This window comes from Gynuella sunshinyii YC6258 (assembly GCF_000940805.1).
Classification (GTDB): domain Bacteria; phylum Pseudomonadota; class Gammaproteobacteria; order Pseudomonadales; family Natronospirillaceae; genus Gynuella; species Gynuella sunshinyii.
Window position 1 is genome coordinate 3,450,097 of record NZ_CP007142.1, and the last position, 20,796, is coordinate 3,470,892.

Below are 20,796 nucleotides of genomic sequence, written 5' to 3' on the forward strand. Positions count from 1 at the left end.
TAAAATGGCAATAGAAATCAAAGCACCCCAATTTCCTGAGTCCGTTGCGGACGGCAGTATCGCTACATGGCATAAAAAGCCGGGCGAACCTGTTCAACGGGACGAACTGCTGGTAGATATTGAAACAGATAAAGTGGTACTTGAAGTGGTTGCACCTGCCGACGGGCAATTGGTGGAAATCCTGAAAGACGAAGGTGATACTGTACTCAGTGTAGAGGTAATTGCCAGATTCGAAGAGGGTACCGTAAGTACAGCTGTACCATCTGCAGAAGCTGCAGAAGAAGAGACTGTTCAGGTCGGTAATGTTGCTATGAGTCCGTCAGCCAAGCGCTTGTTGGATGAGAAAAAACTGGATGCCGAAAAGATTAAAGGAACAGGCAAGGGCGGTCGGATAAGCAAAGAAGATGTGCAGGCATATATCAACAGTGTGCCGGCTTCAGCTGCTAAACCTGCGAGCCAGGCGATAACCAGTTCGTCTGCTCAACCAGTTATCAGCATCGCTGATGGTGAAAAGATCGAAAAACGTGTACCGATGACTCGTTTGCGCAAGAGCATTGCCAAGCGTCTGAAGGAAGCTCAGGAAACCGCAGCATTGTTGACAACATTCAATGAGGTCAACATGGAACCCGTCATGACTTTGCGCTCCAAATACAAAGACATGTTTGAAAAGGTCCATAATGGCACTCGTCTGGGTTTCATGTCTTTCTTTGTGAAGGCGACTACTGAAGCTCTGAAGCGATTCCCTGATGTGAATGCCTCTATTGACGGTGATGATATCGTTTATCACGGTTATCAGGATATCGGCATCGCAGTATCATCTGACCGCGGTCTGGTGGTGCCTATTTTGCGCGATTGTGATCGTATGAATTTGGCTGATATCGAAGCCCAGATCCGCGATTTCGGGGCTCGTGCCCAGAAAGGTGGGTTGGGGCTGGATGAACTTCAGGGGGGTACATTTACCATTACTAATGGTGGTGTGTTTGGATCCCTGATGTCTACACCGATTCTGACACCACCTCAAACAGCCATTCTTGGTATGCATAAGATTCAGGAACGCCCAATGGCGGTAAATGGTGAGGTTAAAATCCTGCCTATGATGTATCTGGCCCTGACTTACGATCATCGTTTGATTGACGGGAAAGATGCTGTTCAATTCCTGGTGGCTATCAAAGATATGCTTGAAGACCCTGCCAGAATCCTACTGGATCTTTGATCTGAAGCGTACCAATAGAGCGGTTACATCACCGCTCTTTTGATTTAATACATGGGTAACATTTACTGAATAGGAAACTTCCAATGGCACAACAATTTGACGTGGTAGTAATTGGTTCAGGGCCAGCGGGCTACATTGCCGCAATTAAATCGGCACAATTGGGGCAAAAGACCGCTTGCATCGAAAAATGGGTGGATAAAGAAGGTAAAACCTCTCTGGGGGGCACCTGTCTTAATGTTGGTTGTATCCCATCAAAGGCATTATTGGAATCATCTGAGAAATATCATGAAGCCATGGCTTCTCTCGGTGACCATGGAATTTCTATTAAAGACGTCAAAATAGACGTCAAAGCCATGATGGCGAGAAAGGACAAAATTGTTAAAAACCTGACTGGCGGTATTGCTGGTCTGTTTAAAGCCAACGGCGTAACCAGTATTGAAGGTACTGGTAAGCTGTTGGAAAACAAACAGGTTGAAGTAACCAAGCATGATGGCTCAATAGAAGTGCTTGATGCAAAAAATGTGATTATCGCGACTGGTTCAGTACCTGTCGAAATTCCGCCTATTCCAATGCATGAAGATATCATTGTTGATTCAACGGGCGCGCTGGAGTTCACAGAAGTACCTAAGCGTTTGGGAGTTATCGGAGCAGGTGTGATCGGTCTTGAGCTAGGATCCGTTTGGGCTCGTCTTGGGTCTGATGTCGTTGTCATTGAAGCTCAGGATAAATTTTTGCCAACCGCTGATCAGGCGATTGCTAAAGCCGCTCAGAAAATATTCGAAAAGCAAGGGCTGGATATTCGCCTGGGATGTCGGGTGACTGGCTCAGAAGTTAAGGGCAAGCAGGTTGTTGTTACTTATCAGGATAGTGAAAGTGACAAACAGGAGACTTTTGACAAACTAATTGTCTGTGTTGGTCGTCGTCCGGTAACTGACGGATGTCTGGGTGAAGGTTGCGGTGTGACGCTGGATGAGCGTCGTTTTATCTTTGTGGATGATCAGTGCCGCACGACTGTACCTGGGGTTTATGCTATTGGCGATGTTGTGCGCGGACCTATGCTGGCGCACAAAGGAATGGAAGAAGGAGTCATGGTTGCCGAGATTATCGCAGGCCATGAAACCGCTCAAATGAATTACGAGACCATTCCCAATGTTATCTATACTCATCCTGAAATTGCCTGGGTCGGTAAGACAGAAGAGCAGTTAAAAGCTGAAGGCGTAGACTACAAAGTAGGTAAAATGCCGTTTGCGGCAGTCGGACGTGCAATGGCGGCCAATGACACCACTGGTATGGTCAAGATTCTTGCTGATAAAGAGACAGATCGTATTCTTGGAATGCATGTGTTTGGCTTGTCAGCATCAGAAATTGTTGCTCAGGGTGTTATTTCCATGGAGTTCATGGCCAGTGCGGAAGATTTGCAGTTAACGTGTTTTGCTCATCCTACATTGTCTGAGGCAGTTCATGATGCAGCTTTGGCCGTTGACAATATGGCTCTGCATATTGCGAATCCCAAAAAACGTAGTTAAGAAAAAATTAAGTGGGAGTAAACCGAATCAAACATCGGTTTCTCCATGTCTTTAAAATCGGCAGTACAGGGTTACACCTATTATAACGACAAGTAACCCGTGGACTGTACACAGTGAGCGGAACAGGAAATGAACCTTCACGAATATCAAGGTAAACAATTATTCAAGCAGTATGGCTTGCCGGTATCAGATGGCTATGCCTGTGATACCCCTGAAGAAGTCGTCGCAGCGGTTGCGAAAATTCCAGGAGACATGTGGGTTGTAAAAGCCCAGGTTCATGCTGGAGGAAGAGGCAAGGCTGGCGGTGTGAAGCTGGTAAAGAGCGCGGATGAAGCTAAAGCTTTCGCTGAGCAGTGGTTGGGTAAAAACCTGGTGACCTATCAGACCGATGAGAATGGTCAGCCAGTTTCAAAAATCCTGGTTGAAGCGTGTACTGATATTGCCGAAGAGCTGTATCTGGGTGCAGTCGTGGACAGATCGACACGCCGTATTGTCTTCATGGCATCTACCGAAGGTGGTGTTGAAATTGAGAAAGTGGCGGAAGAAACTCCTGAAAAAATTCTGAAAGCTACTATTGATCCTTTGACAGGTGCTCAGCCATATCAAGGGCGTGAGCTGGCGTTTCAGTTGGGTTTAAAAGGCCCTCAAATCAACCAATTTGTCAAAATTTTTACTGGCTTGGCGCAGCTGTTCCAAGACAAGGATCTGGCATTGATCGAGATTAACCCTCTGGTTATCAAGACTGACGGTGATCTTCACTGTCTGGACGCCAAGCTGGGTGTTGATGGTAACGCCTTGTATCGTCACAAAGACCTGCAGGATATGAACGATCCTTCACAGGAAGACGAGCGTGAATCTCATGCTGCTTCTCACCAGCTTAACTATGTTGCGCTGGATGGCAATATCGGCTGTATGGTGAATGGTGCTGGCCTTGCTATGGGGACAATGGATATCGTTGCTCTGCATGGTGGTTTTCCTGCTAACTTCCTTGATGTAGGTGGTGGTGCAACCAAAGAACGTGTTGCTGAAGCATTCAAAATCATTCTTTCCGACAGTAAAGTTAAAGCGGTATTGGTAAATATTTTCGGTGGTATTGTTCGTTGTGACATGATTGCGGAAGGTATTATCGGTGCGGTTAAAGAAGTTGGTGTGACGGTTCCTGTCATTGTGCGTCTTGAAGGTACCAATGCTGAATTGGGTTCAAAAGTACTGGCCGATAGTGGACTGGATATCATCGCGGCAACCAGCCTGACCGATGCTGCTCAACAAGCCGTTAAAGCTGCAGGGGGTAACTGAGCATGTCAATTTTGATCGACAAGAATACCAAAGTGATTTGCCAGGGTTTCACCGGTGGCCAGGGTACTTTCCACTCTGAGCAGGCGATTGCCTATGGTACACAAATGGTCGGTGGTGTAACCCCCGGTAAAGGCGGTCAGGAACACCTTGGTTTGCCAGTATTTAACACGGTTGCAGAAGCCGTTGCGGCGACTGGTGCTGAGGCCTCTGTGATATATGTACCAGCTCCTTTTTGTAAAGATTCTATCCTGGAAGCGGCTCATGCAGGTATCAAGCTGATTGTCACTATTACTGAAGGCATTCCGACGCTGGACATGCTTGAGTGTAAGGTAAAATGCGATGAGCTGGGTGTTCGACTGATTGGACCAAATTGCCCCGGAGTGATCACTCCAGGAGAATGTAAGATTGGTATTATGCCTGGTCATATTCATAAGCCCGGCAAGGTTGGCATTGTTTCCCGTTCCGGAACATTGACCTATGAAGCTGTGAAACAGACCACTGATTATGGTTTTGGTCAGTCTACCTGTGTAGGTATTGGTGGTGACCCGATTCCAGGATCTAATTTCATCGATATTCTTGCAATGTTTGAAAAAGATCCTCAAACAGAAGCAATTGTGATGATTGGTGAGATTGGTGGTACTGCTGAAGAAGAAGCTGCTGCTTATATCAAGGCCAATGTCACCAAGCCTGTAGTTTCTTATATTGCGGGTGTTACTGCTCCTAAAGGCAAGCGTATGGGGCACGCGGGTGCCATTATTTCCGGTGGAAAAGGTACTGCCGACGAAAAATTCGCAGCGTTGGAAGATGCCGGTGTTAAAACTGTACGATCACTGGCGCAGATCGGTGATGCTTTGAAAGAAGTGACTGGTTGGTAAATAAGAGAGCGGGTGTAGTGCTGAATAATTATTCAGTTCGGCCGTGACAATAAGTACATTCTTGTACTCACGGTACTTCTGTTCGTGCATGCACCCGTGACATAAGTACACTCCTGTTAAAAAAAAGCGGCATCTTGCCGCTTTTTTTGTAGATATGATTCAGCTCAGGCTGTTTTGGTTATAAGTGCGGTGCCCTGTTTGGAGCTGAGCACGGTGTCAGATGGTGGTGTTATTGTAGGCAGGTGTTGAGCATTTAACGCTATTTGCGATAGGAAAGAACCATATAAGCTACAAAGCTGTTATCATCGGATCTTTATGACCGTTAGTTGATGGAACGTAACAGTATAACAGTGAGATTTAATGATCAGAGCGTATTTCCTCTTTCTTACTAATTGGTGCAAGTTATTCTTATGGCTCATAAGTCATATCGGTGAATCCCGGATAATGGGTGTTGCCCGTAATCTTGTATTACTGGTGCTGATGCCTTTGATGCTGGTCTTATTACATATCCATTGGTTGGGTTTTCTGCTGGACGAGGTTTTGTTTTTGGGTTATCGAAAGATTCCCATTCGTCAGCCCTTGTTTATCCTGGGAGTGCCCAGAAGTGGCACGACTTATCTGCAGCGGACCCTCAGTCGTGATACTCAATTTACCACGACAACGCTGGAGGAATGCTTATTTGCCCCCTCTATCATTCAGCGTTATGTTCTATCCTGGCTTAAACGTCTGTTTCGTCCTATAACCCGTCGATTGTTTCAGAATAAAAGCAGCTTTACGCAGAGCATGGATCATATCCACTCCCTAGGTCTGGAAGAACCTGAGGAGGATTTTTTGTTATTGCTACCAATATTGTCCAGTTTTATTCAAATGGTTGTATTTCCATCAAATCCACGTTTTTGGAGGCTGGCTTATTTTGATAAAGAGCTGCCAGAACGGGAGCGGGATGTTATCCTGAATTTTTACTACAAGATGGTTCAGCGTCATTTGTATTTTCATGGCCGGGATAAAATTCTGCTTTCCAAAAACCCTTCATTTACATCCTTGATCGGTAGCTTAAAACGATATTTTCCTGATTCCACTATTATTGCCTGTGTCCGGTCTCCAGAAGAGACTGTTCCGTCTCAAATCAGTTCTTTGAAACCTGCATTTGACCTTTTGCGGCACGACATTGCTGATCCCCAATTTCAGCAGGCAGTTTCGAAAATGCTGGCACATTATTATGCTTTGATTGAGGAATATTCGGGTACTGAAAATACTTTATATGTGCTGGAGATAGGGGAATTGAAGTCCCGGTTGTATGACTGTGTTCTGAGCTTATACGGTAAAGGAGGTTATTCCTTGAGTAGCGAAATGGAGCAGTTTTATCAGCAAGAAGCGGAACGTAATCTCGCTTACCAAAGTGCACATCAATATGCCAAAGAGAGCCATCTGGAAAATCGTTTTGTCGATTTTAATCAGTTTTGGCCAATGTCAGGTCAAAGTCGTTTACTAAGTAATGCAGCGGAGGGTTGAGAATGACCTTGTTTTCAAACTCAGGTGCGGATCTTAATGAGTTAGCGCAGATCAAAGATATGCGTGTAATGATTATTTCTGATGCAGCTCCTGAACGTAATGGTGTCGGTGCATATTATCAAGATCTTATTCAATACCTGCAGCCGAAAGTAGGGAAGCTGGAAATTATATGTCCGATTATCCAGGAGAATGGACGTTGGCAGGGCGGTTTGAATATTCCGCTGCCAGGAGATACAACACAGAAGTTTTTGATTCCCAATTTTTGGAACATCAAAAAACGGGTCAGGCAGTTTGCTCCAGATGTTGTAATCGTGCCGACACCAGGGTTGATTGGCCTGGCTGGTGCTTTTCAGGGACGAAAACATGGCGCGACAGTTTTGTTGGGATTCCATACTTGGTTTGAAAAGCTGGCTGATATGTATTGGGGGCGAATTGAAGGAGCCTTGAATCGGGCGTACTTCTGGGTTTCCAATAAATTGCTGTTCAGGTGGTCGGATATCGTTGTGGCAAATTCCGACGAAATGGTGCAGATTGCCAACGAGTTTGGATCGAAGCAAAGCTTCAGAGTCGGTACTCCTGTTGCGTTTAATTTCCTCAATCGGCCACAGGCTGATCCCGTTAATAAAGTTGCCAGAATCATGTTTGCTGGTCGTCTGGCGGCTGAAAAAAACCTTCCCGCAATTATTGAAGCCGCCCGAGCCCATCCCGATCTTGAGTTCAGCATTTCCGGAGATGGTCCAGAGCGTGCCCATGTCGAAAAGGCGGCCTTAGAGCTTCCAAATCTGAGGTATCTGGGGTGGTTGAATCGAGATGCTTTGTTGGCACAGATCGATCAGCATGATTGCCTGGTTTTGCCATCGCATGTCGAATCATTTGGGACGATTGCGCTGGAGAGTATGGCCAGGGGACGGATTACAGTAGTGTCACGAAATTGTGGTATCTGTCAGTGGCCTGAGTTGAACAAAGGGCTGTTTATTATTGAGCCGCATTCAAATCTTACGGATATGATCTCTTCTCTGAAAAGTATCGACTCCAAACTCCTGGTGCAGAAAACGAGCATGGGGAGAACGGCTGCCGAGCAGCTGAATAACTGGAGTATGGGGTTGTGGTATTCGTTACTGGGTTCACTAAATAAAAAATGAGAACGATTCTTTCTATTCATGACCTTATGCCAGACACCTTCAAGCGGGTGCTGAATATTATTTCCAAGTTGTCCGATGCAGGTGTTCCCGCAGACAAAGTTTATTTGTTAGTGGTACCAGGATTGAGTTGGAAGGCAGAGCAGATAAACACATTAAAGTCACTCCAGCAGGATGGCTATCAGCTCGCCGGTCATGGTTGGCACCATCATATCCACAAAAAAACTAGTTTGTTTCATTATCTGCATTCTGCATTTATCTCACGTAATGTTGCAGAACATTTGTCACTTAGTTCTGCAGAGATCAGTGACATGATTGAAATGAATTATGGTTGGTTTTTGGAAAATGGGATGTCTGCTCCGGAGCTTTACGTCCCACCAGCATGGGCGATGGGTAGTATTCGACGTAGTGAGCTTATTAAGTTGCCGTTTCGTTACTACGAGTATTCAAGTGGTTTACTGGATGTTGAAGAGAATAGCTTCAAATCGTTGGCATTGACTGGTTATGAGGCTGATCGTCTTTGGCGAGTGCCTGTATTATGGGGCTGGAATGAACTCAATACCCGGCTTTTATCCCGCAATCGTCCGTTGAGAATATCGATACATCCTTATGATTTTGAATATTATCTGTCCGATTTCATTATTGACCATATTCGACTGAGTGACCAGCATCTGAGTTGTGCTGATATTTTTGCTTAGGCTGTTCGTTCTCCAGAGATCGTCTGTGCGGCTTCATAACTCGCACTGACGCTGGACTTGGATTCATGGTCACAAACGCGGTGATTCTCGGGTCATATGATCCCCTACGCCAAAACAATGGATAGGGGGAGCATACGGAACTGAAGGTGGTGGTTATTCTTCTTCTCTAGCCATCTTCAGTCCTCTTTCCAATGGAACCAACAAAATCGTGATTGCACCAAGAGCGAAGAATCCGACAATGACCAGCAAACCTGATTCCCGCCCCATTGTATCGGCAACCAGAGAGTAACTCAGGCTGCCAAGAATGGTGGCACCTTTAGCGAAAAAGCCCCAGAACCCAAATAGTTCAGCTGAATATTTTTTCGGAGACAGTAATCCCACGATGGCGCGACTGGCACTTTGTGTTGCCCCGAGGCCGGCACCGGTCATGAGTGCGACAGCAGTAAAATAGCTTGTAATGGATATACTCAGGAACTCGGTCACCGGACGCAGGAAATAAATGGCCAGGGTGCCACCGATCCACCAGACCAGGCTTAAAAAGATGGTTTTTTTGGGGCCAATAGCACTTTCGAGATAACCAAAAGCGATTGCGCCAAACAATGCTGAAATTTGCAATGCTAGGAAAATATTGGTTTTTTCTGCAGTAGTGAACTTGAGTTCCGCTTCAACATAAATTCCAAAAAACTTAACGATGATTTCGATACCCGCCATATAGAGCAAAAACACCAGAAAAAATTGAAACAGAATGGGAAGTTGATGCACGATTGTCCAGGTATGGGCCAGACGTTTCATGGACGCTTTGAGTAATGTCGGGAAGTGGATGGTTTCAAAACCAGGTTGCGGCCTGGATCGTTCCTTCACCAATAAAAACGTAGGTAAGGCGGCCAGTAGGAAAAATAACCCCGTAAAGACCATGGCCAGCTGGTTCTGACTAATGAACGTGGTTGTCTCAGTGTCCGGATCAGCAGTGATGACGACTTTCAAAGCAATAATCAGGCTGATCAAGGCTCCTACATAGCCCACACCCCAGCCGATCCCGGATATCTTTCCCATATTCTGCTGGTTGGCAATATCCGTCAGGAATGAGGCGCAAAAGACTTCTCCAAGCATCCAGGCGGTATTGCTGATGACTACAATGAGTATACCCAGCCAAATCTGTCCAGGGTTTACCAGACCCAGCATGGCAGTGAACAGCGCGCACAGTAGGGTAGTAATGCCCAGAAAGATTTTTTTCCGGCCGCTGAAGTCACAGAGAATACCTGTAATGGGGGCCAGCAGCATGGCCAGTACGGTGGATATTACAATCGCAATAGACCAGTAGCTGTCTTGCCATTCAGCGCCTTCCGGAACGAGATAATTTACGAAGAACGCGCTATAGACGATGGTTATGACCACCGTGGTGTAGGCAGAGTTGGCAAAGTCATACATGGCCCAGCCGAATATTTCTCTTTTTTTGACGGGCTGAGCCATCTCTTTTGTCTGGGGTCCTGCCTGGATTGTCATAATCTATCCTTCAAATGGTCTATGTTGATCAATAAACGGGCATCATGCCAAGTTCGCCACTTGAATTGAAGCAATAAACCCCTATAAACCGGCAAGTCTTAAACTAATGTCATAAGAACCGGAGTCAAAACATCCATGTCCGACAATGTAACGAAGGAAACACACAGCTTTCAGACCGAAGTCAAACAGCTATTGCACCTGATGATCCACTCTTTGTATTCCAACAAAGAAATCTTCCTCAGAGAGCTTATCTCCAATGCTTCTGATGCTGTTGATAAGCTACGATTCGAAGCTTTGGCGAATGATGCATTGTATGAAGACGACAGCGATCTGAGAGTTCGTATTACATTCGATAAAGATGCCAAAACGATCACCATTGATGATAATGGTATCGGTATGACCCATGACGATGTCATCAATAATCTAGGTACCATCGCCAAGTCAGGAACCGCTGAGTTCCTGAGCAAATTGTCTGGAGATCAAAAGAAAGACGCTCACCTGATTGGTCAGTTTGGTGTTGGTTTTTATTCCTCTTTCATCGTTGCTGACAAAGTAACGGTCGTTACCCGCAAAGCGGGACAGCCCGCAGATCAGGCAGTTATCTGGGAATCGGCTGGAGATGGTGAATTTTCTGTGGAAGCAACGGAAAAGACCTCCCGTGGTACCTCTATTACGTTGCATCTAAAAAATGATCAGGAAGAGTTTGCAGATGGCTGGCGTTTGCGCAATCTGGTCCGCAAATATTCCGACCATATCAGTGTATCGGTCGAACTGCCTAAAGAGCATTATGGCGAGGAAGAAGAGAAGCCGGAAGCTCCTGAGTTTGAGAAAATCAATACAGCGACTGCATTGTGGACCCGTTCAAAAGCGGATATTCCAGACGAAGAGTATCAGGAGTTCTATAAGCATATTTCTCATGATTTCGCCGATGCAGCCAGTTGGTCTCATAACAAAGTGGAAGGTAAATTAGACTATACCTCGCTGTTGTATGTACCGAGTAAGGCTCCTTTTGATTTATGGAATCGTGATGTCGCCAGAGGACTGAAGCTCTATGTGCAGCGGGTATTCATCATGGATGATGCAGAACAGTTTTTGCCTTTGTATCTCCGTTTCATCAAAGGTGTTGTAGATTCCAATGATTTGTCTCTGAATGTCTCCCGTGAGATTTTGCAAAAAGATCAGGCGGTTGATTCCATGAAATCCGCGTTAACCAAGCGGGTTCTGGATATGTTGGAGAAAATGGCGAAAAAAGAACCAGAAAAGTACCAGCAGTTCTGGGATGAGTTCGGCCAGGTATTGAAAGAAGGGCCGGCCGAAGATTTTGCCAATAAAGAGAAAATCGCCTCATTATTCCGGTTTGTTTCCACTCAATCTGATTCAGATAAAGCGACTGTGGGCCTTAAGGACTATGTAGAGCGTATGCCGGCTGAACAGGACAAGATCTACTACATCGTGGCTGACAATCTGGCTGCGGCAAAGGCGAGTCCACACCTGGAGATTTTCCGCAAGAAGAATATCGAGGTGCTGTTGTTGACCGATCGTATCGATGAATGGATGACGGGTCATCTGTCAGAGTTTGATGGTAAAAAACTGGCGGACATCACCAAAGGTGATCTGGATCTGGGTGCTATCGAATCAGAAGATGACAAAAAAGCACAGAAAGAAGCCGAAGAAAAGCTGGAGCCGTTGCTGAAGCGCGTTAAGGATCTGATGCAAAGCGAAGTTCAGGATGTTCGCTTGACTCATCGTCTCACAGAATCGCCGGCGTGTCTGGCTGTTGGTGAGCACGATATGGGAGAACAGATGCGTAAAATCATGGAGGCAGCGGGGCAGGCTGTGCCAGACAACAAGCCATTCCTTGAATTGAATCCGGATCACCCGATGATCAACAAAATCGATCAGGAAGTGGATGAAGATCGCTTTAAAGATCTGGTTTGGTTGATTTATGAGCAGGCCCGTATTTCGGAAGGCCGTACTCTGAAAGATCCTTCAGCCTATGTTTCCAGGATCAATAAACTGATGCTGGAGCTTTCGGCTTAACCTTTAGCTGAATCTCTGCTGTAAAACTGTCGCCGTCTGCGTGATTTCAATCACACAGACGGCTAGAATGCGCGGACAAATTGTGCATTCGGAGTTTTCATGAAAAAGATAACCTGGTTCGTTTTTCTCCTTGGTCTAAGTGGCTTTGCGTCAGCTGGCGGTTCACTCGATATTGGGCTATCGCAGGAATCAATTCGTGTGGAGCATGATGCCACTCGTATTGGTACTGGGATGCACCTTACGGCCGGTATGTTGTATCAGGAAGAAGACGGGTATGCCTTGTCTGCTGGATTCAATGCCGTGGATGTCAGTAATCCGGATTCTGATCTGATTGGTGGGTTAGGCATTAAAGGGTTTGTGTATGATAGTCACGAGACAGCATTTTCTGCGGCGGTAGGTGGTTTTGTTCGTTATTCGCCGGATTTCCTAAACGGTCTGGGATTTGAAGGTTTGTTGTACTATTCACCAGATGTTATCTCATTTAATGACACTAGGTCTTTTTATGAGCTGGTGGCGCGGGTTACTTACAAAGTAATGCCTCAGGCGCGTTTGTTCATCGGTTATCAGGATGTGACTGCCGATTATAAGGAAGTTGGCGAGAAGCCTATTGACCGCGCTTTCACCATTGGTTTCAGGATTAATTATTGATGATCTCCAGCTCAGCCAGAACCAACCATCAGTTCTATCGAGTCCAGCAATTACTGGACTTTATGGATGCCCCGGCGGCGGCTGATGGCCCACAGGAAGTATTGCTGGATGCCTTGGCTGTTGAGGTCATGAAAGCCTTCTGGAGTCTTGTGGCGGAGTTGGCGGATATGTACAAAGTCAGTGGCAATCATCTGGAAAACCTGAGACAGTACAATCCGGATATGGCCGAGCTTAAAGAGATAGAAGCGCAGCTGGCTGACCAGCATTCGTGGTTGAGCAGGCTGCACAAGTATTATCGGGCCGCTATAGGGCAAGAGGCCGATGTATCTGGTGAGGTTAATCTGTTAGCTTCAGATCTACCGGCTGACACAAATTTTTACTCGACTTGTATAAAAAACCTGCAAGTATGGGTGCAACAATTCAGACAACAAGGGCAATTCTGGTAATTACATGTATTGGGAAATTATCGAACTCGAAGATGGTGCCATTGCACTCAGGCAAATGGATGAGAGCGGCGAACCCATGGTAACAATACGCTTTAGCGAAGAAGCCAAGGCCAGACTGAATGACCGCCATATTGATGTTGCTAAGGCAATGTTTTCTGCAGGCATGCAGTGGGTATCTCAAATCGAAGACCCGTTTGAAGACCTGGATGAAGAAATGCCCGAAATTCCGGTTGTGCATTAATTAAAAGTTGCTGAGGGCTTTCTTTCCTTTTGGACTTTTCTGTTCGTAAAACAGAAAGCGTCCATTTTCGGATAGCAGTGTAATTAGCGTTATTTAAGGCAGAGCAAAAGATATCAGTTTTCTTAGATTCTGTTTTGTTAAGACTGTTGTAAGGGCCCGTTGTAAATATATGGAGCAGGCTCCAATCCGAACTCTCGAATAGCTAATTTTCATTAGCATCCAAACTTCCTAGTGCCGAAACTTTTTTGATATATGAATTTCTGTTAGATGTTTTTAATCCGTGTTGAAAACTTCTGCTTTTTTTGCGGTTTTGTCCGATATCGTCAGTCTTACATCCTATGTCATTTTTGGTTTCTGATGTGTTTGATGAGACATTCTGTGACTGGTAAGGGAAGCGTATGGCTACAGAGCTGTGTTTGGTAACAGGGCTATTAATGTGAAGAAGATCGGTTTGACATTGGGCAAATTTGCGCCATTGCATAAAGGGCATCAGTTGCTGATAGAAACGGCTCTGGCGGAAATGGATCGTCTTAAATTGATTATTTATGACTCTCCGGAAGTGACAAAAATACCTCTGGCGGTTCGCTCTGGCTGGATCAAATCTTTATATCCTCAAGTGGAGGTGATTGAGGCCTGGAATGGTCCCAGTCAGGTTGGCTACAGTTATGATCTTATGCGTCAGCATGAGCGCTATGTAATTGAAGAATTGGGCGTTGCTGGTATTACGCATTTCTATTCCAGTGAGCCTTATGGTGAACATATGAGTCAGGCATTAGGGGCTATTGACAGACGGGTTGATGTTGACCGGACACAAGTTCCAATATCTGCAACAGCCATTCGTAGAGACAGTTATGGTCACAAAGATTATATGGCATCATCGGTATATCGAGACTTGATTACCAATGTTGCCATATTAGGAGCGCCCTCTACTGGAAAAACCACTCTTAGCAGGGCTTTGGCTGACCGTTTTAATACCCAATGGATGCCAGAGTATGGCCGGGAATATTGGGAAAAATACCAGATGGACCGTAAACTCCAACCAGGTGAACTTATTCATATTGCCGAGCAGCATTTGAATATGGAAACCACACGTCTTAATGGTGCCAACCAGTATCTTTTTACAGACACAACTGCACTGACCACTGCTACATTTTGTCGTTACTACCATGGTTACGTGCCGGAGCGTTTACAGTTGTTGGCGGGCATGTCGGCCAGCCGATATGATCTGACATTTCTATGCGATATTGATATTCCTTATGAAGATACTTGGGATCGCTCCGGGGAAGGACAAAGAGATGTTTTTCAACGGCAAATAATTCAGATGTTGGGATACTATAAAATTCCCTACGTCTTGTTGTCGGGAACTTTAGAGCAGAGGATGGCTTCTGTTTCTTCTGTGTTAAATCGCTACCAAAAATATATGAACATACTTGAGGTATTAAATTGCAGTCCTTTATGAGTTTGTTTGACGTGAATACGGTGTTTTTCACGGTTATGGAATACCCAATGAGTTATCTGGAGTTCTTTGGGACGATCTGTTATTTACTGTCGGTCTTGTTGATTGCCTGGCGCCATATGTTGACCTGGCCAATTGGTATCATCAGCGTCGTTCTTTATATGTTGCTGTTTTATCAGTATCAGTTGTATTCGGATACTCTTGAGCAGATATATTATATTGGGGCTAGCGTATATGGGTGGTGGTATTGGCAGGCCAGCCAATCCAATTCACAAGCAATAACACCTGTTATTGTTGGTTCAAAAGGCAATGTTCTGATCTGGGTTCTGATCACTTTGGTATTGTCTCTGGCCGTAGGCCGAACTATGAGCAGCATTCATCTATACTTGCCTGGATGGTTTCCTGAACCGGCTTCATTTCCGTACCTGGATGCTCTTACGACAGTTATGAGCTTTGTGGCGATGTGGTTAATGGCGCGACGCCGAGTTGAAAGCTGGATTTATTGGATTATTGTGGACGTCATCGGTATTTGGCTTTACTACACAAAAGGTATTAAGTTTGTTTCATTGCAATATGTTTTGCTCTTGGCTATTGCGATCACAGGTGCTGTACGCTGGTTTACTGCATACCAGCAGGAAAGAAAGAGTAAAATCAATTTCATATAACGACGTTTGCACCATGGTTTTTCAGAGACGGTTCAGACACTCCTCCATAGTGATGCATCCCTGCATTACACTATTAACCCGACATGTATACTTGCCGGGTTAATAGGTTGCTATAGGGCTTATAAGTCTACATTTTTGTAAGACTTTTGCTTTGCAGATCTCTCGCAGACATTATTCAAAAGCTTCTCAAAATGTTAACGTGTTATTTGAGTTTCCGCGCATATATCAACTTAAAAAGCTCAAGTTAGTATCAGCGTATTTAGTTTTTTTCTCATACTTTGGAATGATTGATTTTTCTGTGCTTCAGAAACGGCCGGGTTTTCTTAATTTAGAAGTCAGGCTCTATATGTTGTTTGCTTTCCATTCTGAAAATTATTCTGATTGAATAAATGCGCAGCCACATAAAAGGCAAATACATTACTCAGTTTTTTTGACAGAGATGTTTGTATGGGAATGTATGAAACTCCCTGATCTTCAGTTTTTTCGGAAATCATATTTTCTGAAAATAATTTCCCATAGTCTGGTTTCTAAATTTTTTGAGTATCTGTTTAAAGATAATGTCATGATGGAGATATAAGGTGTCGGATCGAAGCACAGAAGATATTTTGGAAATCGAGAATGTTCCTGGGTCAGGTTTTTTTCTCGCCGCATATCGGGCTCGAAAACCTTTTGTAATTCGGAATTTTCTTTATAAGAATTCTGATGCTACTCAATGGAATTTTGAATATCTGAATAAGCAGTTGTCCGGGAAGATATTGCCTCTGAAAGAGTTTCAGGCTAATGGAGATATTATATGTTCTTCTATTGCGGCAGAAATATATATTGAGCAGGTCCTGCAGTATGAAAAGCAACTTAAAGACGGAAATCAGGATCTCTCCCGTCCAGCATATTGCCATGATGTGCCAATATTTCACCTGGCTGATTCATTGATCGAGGATGTTAAACATATTGAAGAACGATTGTTTCCTGAATTGTATCAACAGGAGTGGTGGAAATACGCGCAGTTTTTTATGAGTGCTACGGGCAGTATAACGCCTCTGCACTACGATACATTATTGACTCATAATGTTTTTTTTCAGGCATACGGTAGAAAAGAATTTGTTCTGATAGAAAAAAAATACTCACAATATTGTTATCGAAAAGGATGGAGGTGGTTTCAGGTGGATCCTAATAATGTTGATTGGGATAAGTTTCCACTTTTCGAAAAAGCCAAGTTACAGCGTGTAGAATTAAATGCTGGTGATCTGCTTTACATGCCACCGGGAATGTTGCATCACGTGACAACATTGGATGCTTCTCTCAGTTTCAATGTTGATTTTCATACGAAGTCCAGTGTGTTGCGAAGCTTTTTGTCGACCCTCGATCATATGCCAAAAGCAACTTTTTATTATAACTGGCTGGTGATGATGGGGTTGGTCGCTAAATTGCCATCGCGCTGGTTGTTCAAGTTCTATAAGCCTTATCTCAATTATGTTTCATGAATAGCCTGTCGTGGTCTGGAAGCCGGTTTTTCCGAAAATAGGGTTTCTTGGAACAGGCTGATGAATAAAGTGCTGGATGCTTAAAAAGGGATGTTTTTATCTCAACGAGAATATTTATTTTAAAGGAATCAATGATGGAGAGGACATTATGAATACTTCAAATCTGTCCATATTTGAAGAATATGAATCTGAAGTTCGCTCGTACTGTCGTTCATTTCCAGTTGTATTGACGAGAGCTCGTGGTAGTTTTGTTTTTGATCGGAATGGAAACCGTTATATCGATTTTTTTTGCGGTGCAGGTGCCATCAATTATGGCCACAACAATGAAGCAGTTAAGGCGGCTCTGCTTGAGTATATAGAGAACGATGGCATTTTGATGTCATTGGATTTTCACTCTGATGCCAAGGAGCGCTTCATTCAGACGTTTCAGGAGAAAATCCTTAAACCCCGTGGTCTGAGTTATAAAATGCAATTTACCAGTCCCTCAGGAACGAGTGTGGTTGAGTCTGCTGTTAAATTGGCTCGAAAGTATACTGGGCGACAAAATGTAGTTGCATTCACGAATGCTTTTCACGGAATGTCAGCAACATCCTTAAGTTTAACGGGTAGTAAGCATCACCGTCAGGAAGTGTCTCACGGTGCCGTCACTCGTTTGCCATTCGATGGTTATCTGGGGGCGGATTTTGATTACATTGGTTACTATCGAAAGTTACTTGAGGATCAAAGTTCGGGGGTGGATTTGCCGGCCGCCATTATTCTCGAAACCCTTCAGGGAGAGGGCGGATTAAACCAGGCCAGCGTCAGTTGGCTTCGTGGTATACGTCAATTGTGTAATGATTTCGATATCAAACTTATCGTTGATGATATTCAGACCGGTTGTGGTAGAACCGGAAGGTTTTTCAGCTTTGAATATGCTGAAATAGTTCCTGATATGGTTTGCTTGTCGAAATCCATCGGTGCTATTGGTTTACCCTGCGCTGTTTTGTTGTTTTCACCTGAAATAGATGTATGGCAAAAAGGAGAAGATAACGGCACTTTCCGGGGCAATAATCTAGCCTTCGTTGCAGCTGACAAGATGATTCAGCTGTATTGGAGTGATCTTGAGTTTGAGCGAATACTTGAACAAAGATCGGCATTATTGCGAGTTTTCTGTGAAGAGATGCAGAGTCTGTTTTCTGACAGAATTGCCTCCGTGAAGGGGGCCGGGCTTATGCAAGGGCTGGAGTTTTTTTCAGAGCAGGATACCGCTGCGGTTGCCAAGGCCTGTATTAGTGCCGGTTTGATAATTGAGACCTGCGGTTCCAGGGATCAAACTCTTAAGCTTATGCCGGCACTGACAATTGATGAGGCCACTTTGAAACAGGGAATGGCCATCATTAAAAATGCTCTTGCGTATTGTCTGAATTCAATAACGGGCTAATTCTGGTTTCTACTAGCTTTCTTCATAGAGCAGACAGTTACGACTGATCAAGTCAATAACCAGTTGTCTGCTGGTATCATTCTCAAGCCATTTGTTAAATTGAGAAGCTTCGGCGATAGCATGGTTCAACACAAAATCAATCAGGGCGCTGCTGAGTTCGCGGCGCGCCCAACTTTCACCATTTACAAACAGATATTGATCATCTATCGCTGCTCTGGCGCCGGGGTGTAGTTGGAAACAGGTTGCTGTGTTAATAATATCTTGCATGACAGCCCATGAGGGAGCGGGCTGTTCGGGAAAGTGTTCAGGGTATTTGGGTTCGGTCATGAACTCGCCCAGCCATTGACTGAGCAGGGCTTCGTTATTGGCGTATTGTCCGATAATGGTTTTTAATCTTGATACTGCGTCTGCTGTCACTGCATGTGGATTGCCTTGCTTATGGATTGCAGGATCACTATAACGGAGGCTCTGGTCTATACGTGCGCTGAGGCGACCGAAGTAATCGTCCAGAATTTCGCTATGTGCCGGTGCTCGAAATCCCACTGAGATAGTCATACAGTCATCGGTCAAGGCAGTGCCGTTGTGTGCAATTCCTGGTGGTAAATAGAGGATATCTCCGGGTGAAAGGTCCCATTGATGGTCTACCTGCATATACTGCAAAATGCTTAATTCACAATTTTCCAGCAGTGGAGAGTTGCCATCACAAACCGGACCAATCTGCCAGCGTCTCTGGCCCTGTCCCTGAATTAAAAATACATCATATTGGTCAAAGTGAGGTCCGACTCCGGCCCCAGTCTGGGCCAGACTGGCCATGATGTCGTCCAGCCGCCAGCTGGGGATGAAATCAAAGATCTTTTTTAGCTGATTCGCTTCGGGAATAAACTGATCAATGGCCTGTATCAGCAGAGTCCAATCTTTGGACGCCAGGCTTTGATAGTCGTCATTGTCAAAGGGACCACGGTGAAGAGTCCAGTTTTTTTGATCCTGACTACTGACAATCCGTGATTCCACCCATTCCTGTGCAGCAAAATCAAATAATTCCTCTCGGGAGATCTGTAACAAATCAGGGTTGATTGCATGCTTGATCAACAATGGTTTGCGTTGCCAGTAGTTTTTCAGGAAATCATCGATATCAAAGTTAAGGGTTTGGTGCACGAAGGGTCTCGGTGTTTATTTGATGTGATTGAATATGTTAAGGGAGAGAAGTTGTCTCTCCCGGTCAACAAAAATATTAGATTTTTCTGGCTTGCTGGACAGCGTTACCGATATAGGATGCGGGTGTCATTGCGAGCAGGTTTTGTTTGGCATCTTCCGGCAATTCGAGAGAGTTAACGAAATCCTGGATGGCAGTCTGAGTAATTGCTTTTCCACGAGTAAAAGCTTTTAGTTTTTCATATGGTTCAGAAATACCATAACGGCGCATGACTGTCTGTATGGGTTCTGCCAGAACCTCCCACGCGTTGTTCAGGTCTTCGGCCAGTTTGTGTGGGTTGGCCTCTAGTTTGGAAATGCCTTTCAGTGTGGCCTGGTAAGCGATCAGGCTGTGAGCCAGACCAGTTCCAAGGGTGCGTAGCACCGTTGAGTCAGTAAGGTCTCGTTGCCAGCGGGAAACTGGAAGTTTGCTGGCCAGATGCTGTAACAGGGCGTTGGCCACTCCCAGGTTTCCTTCAGAATTTTCAAAATCAATTGGATTGACTTTGTGTGGCATTGTGGAAGAGCCTACTTCACCAGCGATTGTTTTTTGCTTGAAGTATCCCAAAGAAATATAGCCCCATACATCACGATCAAAGTCGATCAGAATCGTATTAAACCGGGCAAAAGCATCGAATAATTCCGCAATATAGTCATGGGGTTCGATTTGAGTAGTATACGGGTTCCAGCTCAGCCCCAGTGACTCTACAAATTCCTGGGCATTCTTTTCCCAGTCAATTTCCGGATATGCAGATATATGGGCATTGTAGTTTCCGACAGCGCCATTGATTTTTCCCAGTAATTGAGAGTTTTTGATTGTTTCCAGTTGTCTGGCTAGACGATGAGCAACATTTGCCATCTCTTTCCCCAGAGTGGTGGGGGAGGCTGTTTGGCCGTGAGTGCGCGACAACATGGGCATGTCCGCATGATTCAGGGCAAGCTGTCTGATGCTCTCCACAATAGACTCAAGCACTGGTACCAGAATATTCCGCCCTTCTGTCAGCATTAATCCGTGAGACAGGTTATTGATATCTTCAGATGTACAGGCAAAGTGTACGAACTCACTGATCTTGCTGAGTTCTTCAGAAGCAGAGAATTTGTCCTTTAGAAAGTATTCAACTGCTTTGACATCATGATTGGTGGTTTTCTCGATATCTTTGATGACTTGAGCATCGGCTTCACTGAAATTGTTCACCAGTTGATCGATAAAGCCGTTAGCGTCATCAGATAACGGTTGAAGTTCCTGTATGGCGGGATGTGATGCCAGTTTTTGCAACCATCTTACCTCAACAGTGACCCGGGCCCTGATTAATCCGTATTCGCTGAATATGGGTCTGAGTGATTCTGTTTTACTGCCGTAACGACCATCAACCGGCGAAATAGCTGTAAGCGATGATAATTGCATGAAATGACTCTCGTGAAGTTGGAAGAACGTCTTGTGAAGGG

The 20,796-nt window shown here is 44.9% G+C and carries 18 protein-coding genes; 15 read left to right on the plus strand and 3 right to left on the minus strand.

What is annotated here, in order from left to right:
* Positions 1-4: 4 nt before the first annotated feature.
* From odhB to YC6258_RS14955, 7 genes are all read left to right on the plus strand, one after another.
* The gene (gene odhB, locus YC6258_RS14925; protein WP_044617691.1) at positions 5-1,213 is read left to right on the plus strand and encodes a 2-oxoglutarate dehydrogenase complex dihydrolipoyllysine-residue succinyltransferase; all 1,209 of its coding nucleotides are present in this window, start codon (positions 5-7) and stop codon (positions 1,211-1,213) included.
* Between the two features lie 83 nt (positions 1,214-1,296).
* The gene (gene lpdA, locus YC6258_RS14930; RefSeq protein ID WP_044617692.1) at positions 1,297-2,739 is read left to right on the plus strand and encodes a dihydrolipoyl dehydrogenase; all 1,443 of its coding nucleotides are present in this window, start codon (positions 1,297-1,299) and stop codon (positions 2,737-2,739) included.
* 129 nt (positions 2,740-2,868) lie between these two features.
* Positions 2,869-4,035, plus strand: coding sequence for an ADP-forming succinate--CoA ligase subunit beta (gene sucC, locus YC6258_RS14935; RefSeq protein WP_044617693.1), 1,167 nt, complete (start codon positions 2,869-2,871; stop codon positions 4,033-4,035).
* A 2-nt stretch (positions 4,036-4,037) separates the two neighbouring features.
* Positions 4,038-4,910, plus strand: a complete 873-nt coding sequence (sucD, locus tag YC6258_RS14940) for a succinate--CoA ligase subunit alpha (protein WP_044617694.1) — start codon at positions 4,038-4,040, stop codon at positions 4,908-4,910.
* Between the two features lie 444 nt (positions 4,911-5,354).
* A complete protein-coding gene (locus tag YC6258_RS27360; RefSeq protein WP_052830304.1) occupies positions 5,355-6,422 on the plus strand; it encodes a sulfotransferase in 1,068 nt (355 codons plus the stop codon).
* A gap of 2 nt (positions 6,423-6,424) precedes the next feature.
* Complete coding sequence (locus YC6258_RS14950) at positions 6,425-7,564, plus strand: glycosyltransferase (protein ID WP_044617695.1); 1,140 nt, start codon at positions 6,425-6,427, stop codon at positions 7,562-7,564.
* The gene (locus YC6258_RS14955; RefSeq protein WP_044617696.1) at positions 7,561-8,259 is read left to right on the plus strand and encodes a DUF2334 domain-containing protein; all 699 of its coding nucleotides are present in this window, start codon (positions 7,561-7,563) and stop codon (positions 8,257-8,259) included. Before YC6258_RS14950 ends, YC6258_RS14955 begins: the two co-directional genes overlap by 4 nt.
* A gap of 153 nt (positions 8,260-8,412) precedes the next feature.
* On the opposite strand, the gene YC6258_RS14960 is transcribed toward YC6258_RS14955, so the two are convergent.
* Positions 8,413-9,762 carry an MFS transporter gene (locus YC6258_RS14960; protein WP_044617697.1) on the minus strand — a complete coding sequence of 450 codons (1,350 nt, stop codon included), beginning with the start codon at positions 9,760-9,762 and terminating at the stop codon, positions 8,413-8,415.
* A gap of 135 nt (positions 9,763-9,897) precedes the next feature.
* Here YC6258_RS14960 and htpG point away from each other — a divergent pair, with 135 nt between their 5' ends.
* The 8 genes from htpG (at position 9,898) to ectB (ending at position 18,159) form a co-directional block, all read left to right on the plus strand.
* Complete coding sequence (gene htpG / locus YC6258_RS14965) at positions 9,898-11,802, plus strand: molecular chaperone HtpG (protein ID WP_044617698.1); 1,905 nt, start codon at positions 9,898-9,900, stop codon at positions 11,800-11,802.
* A gap of 99 nt (positions 11,803-11,901) precedes the next feature.
* Positions 11,902-12,450, plus strand: a complete 549-nt coding sequence (locus YC6258_RS14970) for a YfaZ family outer membrane protein (protein ID WP_044617699.1) — start codon at positions 11,902-11,904, stop codon at positions 12,448-12,450.
* Complete coding sequence (locus YC6258_RS14975) at positions 12,450-12,896, plus strand: DUF6586 family protein (protein ID WP_044617700.1); 447 nt, start codon at positions 12,450-12,452, stop codon at positions 12,894-12,896. Before YC6258_RS14970 ends, YC6258_RS14975 begins: the two co-directional genes overlap by 1 nt.
* A 4-nt stretch (positions 12,897-12,900) precedes the next feature.
* Positions 12,901-13,137 (plus strand): hypothetical protein, encoded by a 237-nt coding sequence (locus tag YC6258_RS14980; RefSeq protein ID WP_044617701.1) that lies wholly within the window; start codon positions 12,901-12,903, stop codon positions 13,135-13,137.
* Positions 13,138-13,573: 436 nt separating this feature from the next.
* A complete protein-coding gene (locus YC6258_RS14985; protein WP_245626938.1) occupies positions 13,574-14,596 on the plus strand; it encodes an AAA family ATPase in 1,023 nt (340 codons plus the stop codon).
* A gap of 47 nt (positions 14,597-14,643) precedes the next feature.
* On the plus strand, positions 14,644-15,258 hold the full coding sequence (pnuC, locus tag YC6258_RS14990; RefSeq protein ID WP_052830645.1) for a nicotinamide riboside transporter PnuC: 615 nt from the start codon (positions 14,644-14,646) through the stop codon (positions 15,256-15,258).
* Between the two features lie 578 nt (positions 15,259-15,836).
* On the plus strand, positions 15,837-16,739 hold the full coding sequence (locus tag YC6258_RS14995) for a cupin-like domain-containing protein (protein WP_044617703.1): 903 nt from the start codon (positions 15,837-15,839) through the stop codon (positions 16,737-16,739).
* A 148-nt stretch (positions 16,740-16,887) separates the two neighbouring features.
* A complete protein-coding gene (gene ectB / locus YC6258_RS15000) occupies positions 16,888-18,159 on the plus strand; it encodes a diaminobutyrate--2-oxoglutarate transaminase (RefSeq protein WP_044620068.1) in 1,272 nt (423 codons plus the stop codon).
* Positions 18,160-18,171: 12 nt separating this feature from the next.
* Here the strand turns inward: ectB and YC6258_RS15005 are convergent, their stop codons facing one another.
* Together YC6258_RS15005 and purB are read right to left on the minus strand one after the other, a co-directional pair.
* Positions 18,172-19,314, minus strand: coding sequence for a JmjC domain-containing protein (locus tag YC6258_RS15005; RefSeq protein ID WP_044617704.1), 1,143 nt, complete (start codon positions 19,312-19,314; stop codon positions 18,172-18,174).
* Between the two features lie 76 nt (positions 19,315-19,390).
* Complete coding sequence (gene purB, locus YC6258_RS15010) at positions 19,391-20,755, minus strand: adenylosuccinate lyase (RefSeq protein ID WP_044617705.1); 1,365 nt, start codon at positions 20,753-20,755, stop codon at positions 19,391-19,393.
* Positions 20,756-20,796 lie beyond the last annotated feature (41 nt).

Bases quoted from the DNA above. Each gene is read 5' to 3' on its own strand.
- YC6258_RS14955 (WP_044617696.1), top strand. From the start codon at position 7,561: ATGAGAACGATTCTTTCTATTCATGACCTTATGCCAGACACCTTCAAG.
- YC6258_RS14975 (WP_044617700.1), top strand. From the start codon at position 12,450: ATGATCTCCAGCTCAGCCAGAACCAACCATCAGTTCTATCGAGTCCAG.
- YC6258_RS14950 (WP_044617695.1), top strand. From the start codon at position 6,425: ATGACCTTGTTTTCAAACTCAGGTGCGGATCTTAATGAGTTAGCGCAG.
- htpG (WP_044617698.1), top strand. From the start codon at position 9,898: ATGTCCGACAATGTAACGAAGGAAACACACAGCTTTCAGACCGAAGTC.
- pnuC (WP_052830645.1), top strand. From the start codon at position 14,644: ATGAGTTATCTGGAGTTCTTTGGGACGATCTGTTATTTACTGTCGGTC.
- lpdA (WP_044617692.1), top strand. From the start codon at position 1,297: ATGGCACAACAATTTGACGTGGTAGTAATTGGTTCAGGGCCAGCGGGC.
- purB (WP_044617705.1), bottom strand. From the start codon at position 20,755: ATGCAATTATCATCGCTTACAGCTATTTCGCCGGTTGATGGTCGTTAC.
- YC6258_RS14960 (WP_044617697.1), bottom strand. From the start codon at position 9,762: ATGACAATCCAGGCAGGACCCCAGACAAAAGAGATGGCTCAGCCCGTC.
- odhB (WP_044617691.1), top strand. From the start codon at position 5: ATGGCAATAGAAATCAAAGCACCCCAATTTCCTGAGTCCGTTGCGGAC.
- sucC (WP_044617693.1), top strand. From the start codon at position 2,869: ATGAACCTTCACGAATATCAAGGTAAACAATTATTCAAGCAGTATGGC.
- sucD (WP_044617694.1), top strand. From the start codon at position 4,038: ATGTCAATTTTGATCGACAAGAATACCAAAGTGATTTGCCAGGGTTTC.
- YC6258_RS14970 (WP_044617699.1), top strand. From the start codon at position 11,902: ATGAAAAAGATAACCTGGTTCGTTTTTCTCCTTGGTCTAAGTGGCTTT.
- YC6258_RS14980 (WP_044617701.1), top strand. From the start codon at position 12,901: ATGTATTGGGAAATTATCGAACTCGAAGATGGTGCCATTGCACTCAGG.
- ectB (WP_044620068.1), top strand. From the start codon at position 16,888: ATGAATACTTCAAATCTGTCCATATTTGAAGAATATGAATCTGAAGTT.
- YC6258_RS27360 (WP_052830304.1), top strand. From the start codon at position 5,355: ATGGGTGTTGCCCGTAATCTTGTATTACTGGTGCTGATGCCTTTGATG.